At 49.9% G+C, this 9,760-nt stretch carries 8 protein-coding genes; 6 read left to right on the forward strand and 2 right to left on the reverse strand.

The features are described from left to right. The 3 genes from H6F80_RS29435 to H6F80_RS13755 form a co-directional block, all read left to right on the forward strand. Positions 1–184: hypothetical protein (locus tag H6F80_RS29435; RefSeq protein WP_206755068.1), on the forward strand; the 184-nt coding region annotated here is incomplete at its 5' end. Positions 185–230: 46 nt separating this feature from the next. Further along, a complete protein-coding gene (locus H6F80_RS13750; RefSeq protein WP_347277877.1) occupies positions 231–686 on the forward strand; it encodes a hypothetical protein in 456 nt (151 codons plus the stop codon). Positions 687–1,093: 407 nt separating this feature from the next. Further along, complete coding sequence (locus H6F80_RS13755; RefSeq protein ID WP_199296565.1) at positions 1,094–5,563, forward strand: ATP-binding protein; 4,470 nt, start codon at positions 1,094–1,096, stop codon at positions 5,561–5,563. Positions 5,564–5,628: 65 nt separating this feature from the next. Here H6F80_RS13755 and H6F80_RS13760 read toward each other — a convergent pair whose 3' ends face one another. Continuing rightward, positions 5,629–6,096 (reverse strand): MarR family winged helix-turn-helix transcriptional regulator, encoded by a 468-nt coding sequence (locus H6F80_RS13760; RefSeq protein ID WP_190792109.1) that lies wholly within the window; start codon positions 6,094–6,096, stop codon positions 5,629–5,631. 153 nt (positions 6,097–6,249) lie between these two features. Here H6F80_RS13760 and H6F80_RS13765 point away from each other — a divergent pair, with 153 nt between their 5' ends. Both H6F80_RS13765 and H6F80_RS13770 read left to right on the forward strand, forming a co-directional pair. Next, positions 6,250–6,624 carry a SnoaL-like domain-containing protein gene (locus H6F80_RS13765; RefSeq protein WP_190792110.1) on the forward strand — a complete coding sequence of 125 codons (375 nt, stop codon included), beginning with the start codon at positions 6,250–6,252 and terminating at the stop codon, positions 6,622–6,624. A 451-nt stretch (positions 6,625–7,075) separates the two neighbouring features. After that, positions 7,076–7,393 carry a hypothetical protein gene (locus H6F80_RS13770; protein WP_190792111.1) on the forward strand — a complete coding sequence of 106 codons (318 nt, stop codon included), beginning with the start codon at positions 7,076–7,078 and terminating at the stop codon, positions 7,391–7,393. Positions 7,394–7,608: 215 nt separating this feature from the next. On the opposite strand, the gene H6F80_RS13775 is transcribed toward H6F80_RS13770, so the two are convergent. Further along, a complete protein-coding gene (locus tag H6F80_RS13775; protein ID WP_190792112.1) occupies positions 7,609–7,965 on the reverse strand; it encodes a DUF4345 family protein in 357 nt (118 codons plus the stop codon). Positions 7,966–8,677: 712 nt separating this feature from the next. On the opposite strand from H6F80_RS13775, the gene H6F80_RS13780 reads away from it, so the two are divergent. Next, positions 8,678–9,607 (forward strand): phytanoyl-CoA dioxygenase family protein, encoded by a 930-nt coding sequence (locus H6F80_RS13780; RefSeq protein WP_190792113.1) that lies wholly within the window; start codon positions 8,678–8,680, stop codon positions 9,605–9,607. The last annotated feature ends 153 nt before the right edge of the window (positions 9,608–9,760 follow it).

A 9,760-nucleotide genomic window follows, 5' to 3' on the forward strand; every position in this document is an offset into this window, starting at 1 on the left:
AAAATTCTCTGATAACCCTTTAAACTCCTTCCCCAGATCAATGAATGGCTTTGTCAAGTCTGTAAAAATATCGCCAATGCAAAAAGATGAGAATCAGTCTTTATTAATGCAGTTGATTGAGTCCGGAGGAGAAAATGGTTTTAACTCAGCAAAAACGTGCAATTGGCATATTCACGAAACGTGAGGACCTTGAGGAATCGCTAAATCACTTGAACGATTCTGGTTTTTCAATGAGCCAGGTTTCAGTGGTCGGAAAACACCTGGAAAACAAAACAGTTGGTGAGGTTGAGATTAGCGACCATCTGGGAGACACCAAAGTTAATAAAGCAAACGCGATCGTCGGGGATACTGCGACGATTAGTGCGACCGGGTTTACCCTATTAGGGCTATCGAGCTTAGCTCTCCCTGGACTTGGGGTTATCATTGCCGCCGGAAGTTTAGGAGCAGCGATGGTTGCCACGGTAGCAAGTACAGGAGTTGCGGCAGTTGCAGCGAATCAGTTAGTTCAAGCACTCATTAAGATGGGAATTCCAGACGAAAAAGCCCGGGCATATAGTGACGAACTGCAAGGCGGTAAGTACCTGATCATGGTGGAAGGAACTGAGGACGAGATTCGCCCGGCAGAAGAAATCCTTAGCAATCGTGGAATCTCAGAGTGGGGAATTTATCAACCCGCTGAATCCTGATCTCAATTTTATCTAATTTTCTAATCTGTTAAACCTGATGAGCATTGCCTTCCCCGGAGCATTTAACGTTTCGGGGAATTTTTTGTCTAACTGCTTTCACCCGGCATCGTAATATCACACCTGTGCAAGCAGCAGCGGTAAGGGGCAGAATGGCATCGATATCTCGCCCCTCTACCTAATCTCTTGCCCCCCTACCTAAAGATAGATTTGCACGATCCGGTAATAATAATTATTCTTTAAAGACCTTGCTGCCAATCGGATTCCGTCATTGGCTGATGGGTTGCTTCAGTGAACCCGCGAATAAACAGAATCACGCTGAGAAAGATTTGTTCAGCAACATTTAACCGGTTGTCCAACTTGCCAAACTGAATTAACGCTCGATCGATTCCCCCACTTCTCCGCCCGCTATGGATACTGCTTCAATCTCCAACAATCTGTTTGCCAACGGTGGCGAGATGGGGCGCCTGATGCGCCAGATGGACTGGTCAAAAACGCCATTGGGTGAGGTCGAAACCTGGTCGCAGAGTCTAAAAACCACGCTGCGGATTGTGCTGACTTCACGGCAACCCATGTTTGTTTGGTGGGGCGAAGACCTGATTAATCTCTACAACGATGCCTACCGAGATTTTCTCCACGCCAAGCATCCCGCTGCGCTGGGACAGTCTGCAACTGAAGTTTGGCGCGAAGTCTGGGATCAGCTTGAACCCCGAATCGAATCGGTGATTCACAAAAACGAGGGAACGTTTGACGAAGCCTTGCCCTTTATTATGGAGCGCAAAGGCTACCCGGAAGAAACCTATGTGACGTTCTCCTACAGCCCCATTCCGGGCGATCGTGAGGATATTGGCGGGCTGCTTTGCGCCTGTACCGACGACACTCAGCGAATTGTGGGCGAACGTCAACTCGCACTGCTGCGAGAACTCGCTGCAAAAACAGCAGATGCCCGCACCTTTGACCAGGCTTGCAGTCTCAGCATCGAAGCTCTGTATAGCAATCCCTATGATTTGCCCTTTGCGATGATTTATCTGGTCGATCCCGACCAGCAGCAGATTGTTTTAGCAGGGACAAGCGGCATTGATCCGGGTCATCCTGCGGTGCTGCAAACTGCTGATCTAGACTCTCCCTCTGCTTGGTCGCTTGCTGAAGTGCTGGCAACGCAAAAAAACGTTTTAATCCGTGACTTAACTGCGAGATGGAGTCATCTCCCCACGGGAGCCTGGGAGCGTCCGCCCCATCAAGCCGTTGCCGTACCCATTGCCCCTTCTGGACAAACCGGACGAGCGGGAGTCTTAGTGGTTGGGCTAAATCCTCTGCGGCTATTTGACGATAGCTATCAGGGCTTTATCAATCTGGTGGCGGGTCAAATTGCGGCGAGTATTGCCAATGCTCAGGCGTATGAGGAAGAACGCAAACGGGCAGAGGCACTCGCAGAAATCGATCGCGCCAAAACTGTCTTTTTTAGCAACGTCTCCCACGAATTTCGCACACCCCTGACCCTGATGCTGGCTCCGGCTGAGGATGCGCTAAACGATCCAGACGAACCCTTGTCGCCAAACCAGCAGGAGCGTATTCAAACGGTGCAGCGCAATGGGATGCGATTGCTTAAGCTCGTCAATACGCTGCTGGATTTTTCCCGGATCGAAGCGGGACGGGTGCAGGCTTCCTATGAACCCACCGATTTAGCAACCTTCACCGCAGAATTAGCTTCAGTGTTTCGATCGGTGATTGAGCGGGCAGGAATGCGCCTGCTGGTGGATTGTCCGCCCCTTCCAGAATGGGTGTATGTCGATCGCGAAATGTGGGAGAAGGTGGTGTTTAACCTGCTCTCAAACGCCTTGAAGTTCACCTTTACAGGCGAAATTGCGGTCAGTTTACAGTGGCAGCACGACCATGTTGAACTGCGGGTGCGGGATACGGGTATTGGCATTCCCGCCGCCGAGCTACCCCATTTATTTGAGCGGTTTCATCGCGTTAAAGGCGCACAGGGACGCAGCTTTGAAGGTTCGGGAATCGGGCTTTCTCTGGTGCAGGAATTGGTGAAGCTTCATGGTGGAACGATCGCTGTGAGGAGCATCGAAGGACAAGGAACCTGCTTTACCCTCTCTATTCCCACGGGAACGGCTCATCTCCCGCCCGAACGCCTACAACACAGCGAAGCCGATCGCCTAACCGCAGCTCGCACCCTTGTCTCGACGGCACTCAACTCGAACCCCTACCTGGAAGAAGCCCTTCGCTGGCTATCGGAGGTAAGCACAGGCAACGAATCAGTCATAACCCTATCTCCCCCACTCTCCACCGCCTCACTCCCCATTCCCCCCTCTTCCCTTTCCCCTGCCGCTGCCGCTCGCATTCTCCTTGCCGACGACAATGCCGATATGCGCGACTATGTGCGGCGGTTGTTGAGTCAGCAGTACGAAGTCAAAGCAGTCCCAGATGGGGCATTGGCTCTGGCTGCAATTCGTCAGCAACCTCCTGATCTGGTTCTCACGGATGTCATGATGCCCAACCTGGACGGCTTTGGTTTGCTGCAAGCCTTGCGAACCGACCCACAAACCAGAGAAATTCCCATTATTCTGCTGTCTGCCCGTGCTGGGGAAGAGGCTCGCATTGAAGGACTCGAAGCGGGAGCCGATGACTATTTGGTCAAGCCTTTTTCTGCCCGTGAATTGCTGGCGCGCGTGGAGGCGACTTTGAAGCTGGCACAACTGCGGCGAGAAGTCTCCCAAACGTTAGAACGAAGTGAAGAACGCTATCGAGCCTTTGTGCAGCAGAGTTCAGAAGGCATTTGGCGTTTTGAAGTCGAGCAACCCATCGAAATCGATCGCCCTGAGGCAGAGCAGCTAGAATGCTTCTACCAACACGCTTACCTAGCAGAGTGCAACCAGAGGTTTGCTGAGATGTATGGCGTTGCCTCTCCTCAAGATCTCATTGGAGCAAGGCTAACGGATTTTTTTGCGCCAGCAGACTCTCGCAATCTGGAGTATTTACGTGCCTTTATTCGCGGCGGCTTTCGGCTCAGTGATGCAGAGTCTTACGAGGTCGATCAACAGGGGAATCCCAAGATTTTTTTGAATAACCTGATTGGCATCATTGAAAACCGGAAATTGGTGCGTGTCTGGGGCACTCAGCGGGACATTACCGCTCGTAAACAAGCCGAGCTGGAACGTGAAGCTTTACTGGCGCGTGAACGTCATTATGTAAATCAGTCGCAGGAGCTCACGATCGCCGCACTTAGCATCAATTCTGCTCTTTCGATGCAAGAAGTCCTGCAAGTCGTCACTGATCAGGCGGCTGCGATTATCGGTGCTCACCAGTCTGTTACCAGTCTGACCATCAACCAGAACTGGGCACAGGCAATTACTGCCGTTTCCCTGTCAGAGAAGTATGCTCAGTGGCGAGACTACAACGAACTGACCAATGGAACGGGCATTTATGCCTGCGTCTGTCATCTGAATCGCCCGCTGCGAATGACCCAAGCCGAACTAGAGGCTCACCCGCACTGGAAAGGATTTGGCGAAGCAGTAGACCGACATCCCCCCATGCGCGGCTGGCTCGCGGCTCCCCTGATCGGACGCAACGGACAGAACATTGGATTGCTCCAGCTTTCGGACAAATACGAAGGCGAGTTTACCGAAACCGATGAGTCTATCCTGGTGCAGCTTGCCCAAATGGCATCGATCGCCATCGAAAATACCCGGCTCTATGAAGCCGAACAGCAGGCGCGATCGAACGCAGAAATGGCCCGTGAAGAAGCACAGGCAGCAAACCGGATCAAAGACGAATTCCTCGCGGTTCTCTCCCACGAACTGCGATCGCCCCTGAACCCCATTCTGGGCTGGGCAAGGCTGCTGCAAACGGGCAAACTGGATGCTGCTAAAACTTTCCAGGCACTCAGCACAATCGAACGAAACGCCAAACTCCAGGCGGAACTGATTGAAGACTTGCTCGATGTCTCCCGCATTCTTCAGGGCAAACTCAGCCTCAATGTCAGTCCAATCAATTTAGCTGCCACGGTTCAATCAGCGATCGAAACAGTGCGTCTTGCCGCAGAAGCAAAATCTATTTCAGTCGCAGCCCATCTGGATACTGAAGTCGGGCAGGTCTTTGGGGATGCTACTCGCTTGCAGCAGGTGGTGTGGAACTTGCTCTCGAATGCCGTCAAATTTACGCCTGCTGGGGGACAAGTCGAGGTGCGATTAGAACCGGTAGACGGTCAAGCGCAAATCACCGTTCGCGACAGTGGCAAAGGCATTCCGTCAAATTTCCTGCCTTATGTGTTTGACTATTTCCGCCAGGAAGACGGTGCAACCACCCGGAAATTTGGCGGGTTAGGACTGGGATTGGCGATCGTGCGTCATCTGGTCGAACTCCACGGTGGTACTGTAAAAGTCGAGAGTGAGGGTGAAGGGTTGGGCGCAATGTTCACGGTGAAGCTGCCGTTGATGTCTTCTTCGCCAACGGCAAGTTCCGATCGCCCCCTTACTGAATCATCGCTGAACCTGAATGGAATCCAGGTGTTAGTCATTGATGACGGAATAGATTCCCGTGAATTTGTGACATTTGTGCTGGAGCAGGCAGGCGCAACGGTAGCAACTGCCTCAACTGCTAGCGAAGGATTCTTAATGTTCACCCAATCCCCGCCGGATATGCTGCTCAGTGATATTGGCATGCCGGATATGGATGGCTATATGCTAATGCAGCAAATTCGATCACTGCCCCTAGAGCAGGGCGGACAGGTTCCCGCGATCGCCCTCACCGCCTATGCCGGGGAAATTAATTATCAGCAGGCAATGGCAGCAGGCTATCAGCGGCATCTTTCCAAGCCCATTGAGCCAGAAAATCTAGTGCAGACGGTCGCAGAACTGCTTCAGAGTTAGCCAATTTCTGCATCTGGAGGGCGATCTTTCATTGCTCGGAGCTGCACCTGATTCACCAGTTGATATCACGGGTCTACTCTTGTTTCTGCCGCCGCCAGAAGACGCTGGAGAACTTGCTGTAGGGTTTTGGCTTCTGATTCACTGACATGAGCCGCAAAGTACTCGACGATGCCCGCTGCATAAACTGACCACATTTGCTCCTGCATCGACAGCCCAGCAGGAGTCAGCGCCGCATAGGTTCCCCGACGATCGCTGGGGCAAGATTTACGACAAAGCAACTTTGCCTGCTCCAGACGATCGACCAAGCGAGTCAGGTTACTGCGACTGAGCAATGTTTTGTCTGCTAGCTCACTCAGGCGGAGCTGATGATTCGGAGCTTCCTTTAAGCTCAGCAGCACATCGTACCATTCCAGTGGCGGCAACTCTGCCTGAGCTAATTGTTGCTCAATCTGGTCAGATAGTCGTTTGTGAGCAGTCAGAAACAAACGCCAGACCGAGCTATAAAGCTGATTGAGTTGAGGTTGAGTGTTCATACGCCCAGTATGCCAAAAAAATAGTTGCACTTTCAACTAAAGGGTGTTAACTTAGTTTTAGTTGCAAATGCAATCACTCCAAATGCAACCACTCCAAACGCAATCATCAAATCTGGAACTACTCTATCCACCCCTTTTTGGAGGCATTCAATCATGACTACGAATCTGGAAACAACGGTTGATCTCAAAGCTGCCTTCGAGGACATCAAAAATCTAGTGCTGTCAGGCAAAGCAATGGAAGCCTTTGAGAAGTACTACGGGGATGATGTTGTCATGCAAGAAAACGAACATCCGCCCACGATCGGCAAGGACGCCAACCGTCAACGAGAAGAGGAATTTTTTAGCAAGATTGTCGAGTTTCGGGCGGGCGAACTCAAGAATGTTGCCTTTGGCGAAAACGTCATTATCTCCGAGTGGTTCTACGATTACACGCATCAGGATTGGGGCAAGCGCACTTACCACCAGGTCTCGGTGCAGCAGTGGAGAGACGGCAAAGTATTCCACGAACGGTTTTATTACGGAGCGTAGGAGGTGTTGTCCAGATGCTCAACCTTAAACTCATCCGCCCCCGGTTCGGTTTCGATCGCCAGCATTCAATCGTGACGCGCATGGAGAAATCCAATTCTCTGGATCGTGAGTCTGTTAATTTCGGCAATCAGCCAACGTGTGTGCCAACCCCTTCATCCAACCCAACCTCTTCATCCAATAGAGTACCGCTTTTGCTTATTGATGGAACCATTTTGTTCTAGTCTGCTTTGATTTGTGCATCGTTGAATCAAATTGCGATCGCTTTAACTCAAACGATGACTGTACAACTTTAGCCCACTACACGCTTTCCAGTTGCAGTGCGTCAAACCAGAATCTCTTTTGCGATTATTTCCGTTTGAAATTATGTCATGAGAGTGAATCGATCACTTATCAACTCAGTTTATCCTTTTGAATCTACATTCAATTCAACAAAACCCAAGGGGTATCAATCATGAGACGTTCTATTTTTGCAACACTGTCTGCGATCGTTCTTGTCTCTGCTGCAACGCCCGCATTTAGCAATTTCGTTCATTCTGGAGCAGTTTCTCAGACGATCAGCGAAGGACAACAAGACCAACTCAACGCCCGTAATTCCCGCCGGGAACAAGAGCGGAATGAAACGCTGAATGCTCGAAACTCGCGTGCCCAGCAAGAGCGCAACGAAACGCTAAATGCTCGAAACTCTCGCTGGGAGCAAGAGCGGAATGAAACGCTGAATGCTCGAAACTCCCGTGCCGAGCAGGAACGCTACGAAACGCTTAACAGCTAATTAGCTTAAGAGCTAATCGATCGTGTGGCCACTGAGTGATGACGGTTGGGGATAAACTCGTGATCGTTGCAAGGCAGTTTCTACCCGAATGACTCGAAGCTGTTCTCCCAATTGTTTGATTCAGTGCAACATTCCTGGTTCAGTCACAAAAACAGATTAATGGTGTGGGAGGTAAGCCTGGACTTGTCTCCCTACCTTCCTGTATCTGGCATTAATTAACTCCAGCTTAGGAGAAACAGCACACTCAGCAGTAGCTCTGTGACAACCCCACCCAGGTTCTTAACGGTGACGCTACGATCGACCACACTAGACATTAAGCGGACAATCGCAGCTCCCAGGGAAGCAACCCCCAGAACCGTAAATGCCTCCGCCGACTGTAGCCATAAACAGGCTACGGCTAACCCGATAAAAAAGCTCCCCAGCGTCGATCGAATTTCAGAAACGCCAATGGGGGCAATGGGTTGAATGCCGACAAACGCAGCCATCGGTTTGGGAAAGAGCAACGCGGCGGTTCCGAGAAGGAGCAGGAACACGGCGGCAAAACTAGGGGCAAGCTGGATAAAGGTTTCCACAAGCAGAATTAAGAAAAACTATCTCTATTTGGGGCTGTCTGTGCAGGAGTGAGGGACTGTCGATCGATAGAACTCCTGATTGAACTTTTACTTCTACTTCTTATTTCCACTTCTTACTTCCACTTCCGGCGGTTAATCCTGCCTGCACCATTGCCACTTCCTCCGCTCTGTACCTGGTATCTACCAACATTGTGGCTTGATGGTCTAGAAAGTTCGAAACTATAGGCGAAATTATAGGGGAAGGCTGTTGCTATAAAGATAAAATCCGCCTTCTAAATTGATGAAATATTAGCCCTTCGCAAGCTAGATCTCACGCGATCGTTAGTCCTCCATTTGTCAGATGTATTTCTAGTTCTGCCTGACTAGATTAGAAGTATCTAATCATTAATGTGATTTATTGTTCGTGGAGTTGGGCTGTGTTTCCAGAGAAAATTGCTTCTCCAGGGTTAAGCCATATTTAACAGGAGTGCTAAAGCCATTTCACAGCACCAGCTTTTGCAATCCACTGCAATCTACAAGGCAGCTTCGCTTATCTGCGGTATTGGTCGCTTTAAGAGGCAAAGCATGAAGCTGAGAATGAAGTTAGGAATAACGTTTCTCCGGGTTGCATCAAGATAATTCGCTGTCTTGCTATCAGAAGTTCGACTTCGATTCACCGAATAGCAAGCTTTTTGCCTGAAAGAACCCTCTGGAAGATAAGTTGAAGTTTAATATGAAGCCTATTTTGCATAAAGTTCAGAAGAAGATTTCCGAAACAGCTTCCGATTTTAGCTATCGGTTGGAGCAGGTGAAATATGCTCAAAAACTGCCCGCTCTATCTCCGGTTGATCGCCAGATTGTGGATGAAATTAATCATGAGGGGGTTGCTGTTCGATCGCTAGACGATTTGTGCTTTTCTTCGACTCCATCCCTGCAAGAAGCATCTAACCGTTTGATTCAAAATCTGGGAAAATCAGCATTCGCAAATCCGGAGGAGATAGAATACGAAGAGGGTTTTCGGCATTGCGCTCCGGTTAATCCCAGCCGGATTGCAAAGGAGTATCCAGCGCTTTATTTGTGGGGGCTGGACGATCGAATTCTCAATATTGTCGAAAATTGCATTGGTTTACCTATTGCTTATCATGGGGTCATTGCCCGAAAAGAGGCGAATGACGGGAAGCAGGTTGGCACAAGATTATGGCATCGAGATCAAGACGATCGAAATATTATTCGCATCAGCATTTATCTCAATGATGTTGGGATTGAGGATAGTCCTTTTGAATACATTCCCAAATCTTTAACTCCCTCAATGCGCTCATTCAAAGCCTCAAATTATGTTATTGATGATGACGCGATGGCGGCAGCCGTTTCGCCTTGCCAGTGGAAAGCCTGTACGGGTTTAGCCGGAACCATTATTTTTGCTGCAGCCGCTCAGGTGTTTCATCATGGTAAGGTTCCGCGCTCGAATCGACAGCGAATTGCAGCCTCCTACCATTACACGAGCCGACAGCCCACTAATCCGCAACTCTGTAAAACTTTCTCTTTCAAATCAGGGATTCCTTTCATGGATCACCCATTTACAGCGCGACAGCGAGAAGTGCTCTGGGAATATCAGAACCTTTTACCGCAGCGAAAGCAGGAGAAAGCTTATTGCCACTCTTAAAGCTCGTGCTGCCCAGAATTCCCACCGCGATCGTATTAATCTGTTGTACTACTTTGTTGTACTACTGAGCAGCGGATACTTAGCAACCGATACGGAGCTAATATAATACAGAGCCGATATAGTTAAAGTCGATACAATAGGGACATTAACAGC

Source organism: Leptolyngbya sp. FACHB-711, assembly GCF_014695615.1.
Taxonomy (GTDB): domain Bacteria; phylum Cyanobacteriota; class Cyanobacteriia; order Elainellales; family Elainellaceae; genus Leptolyngbya_A.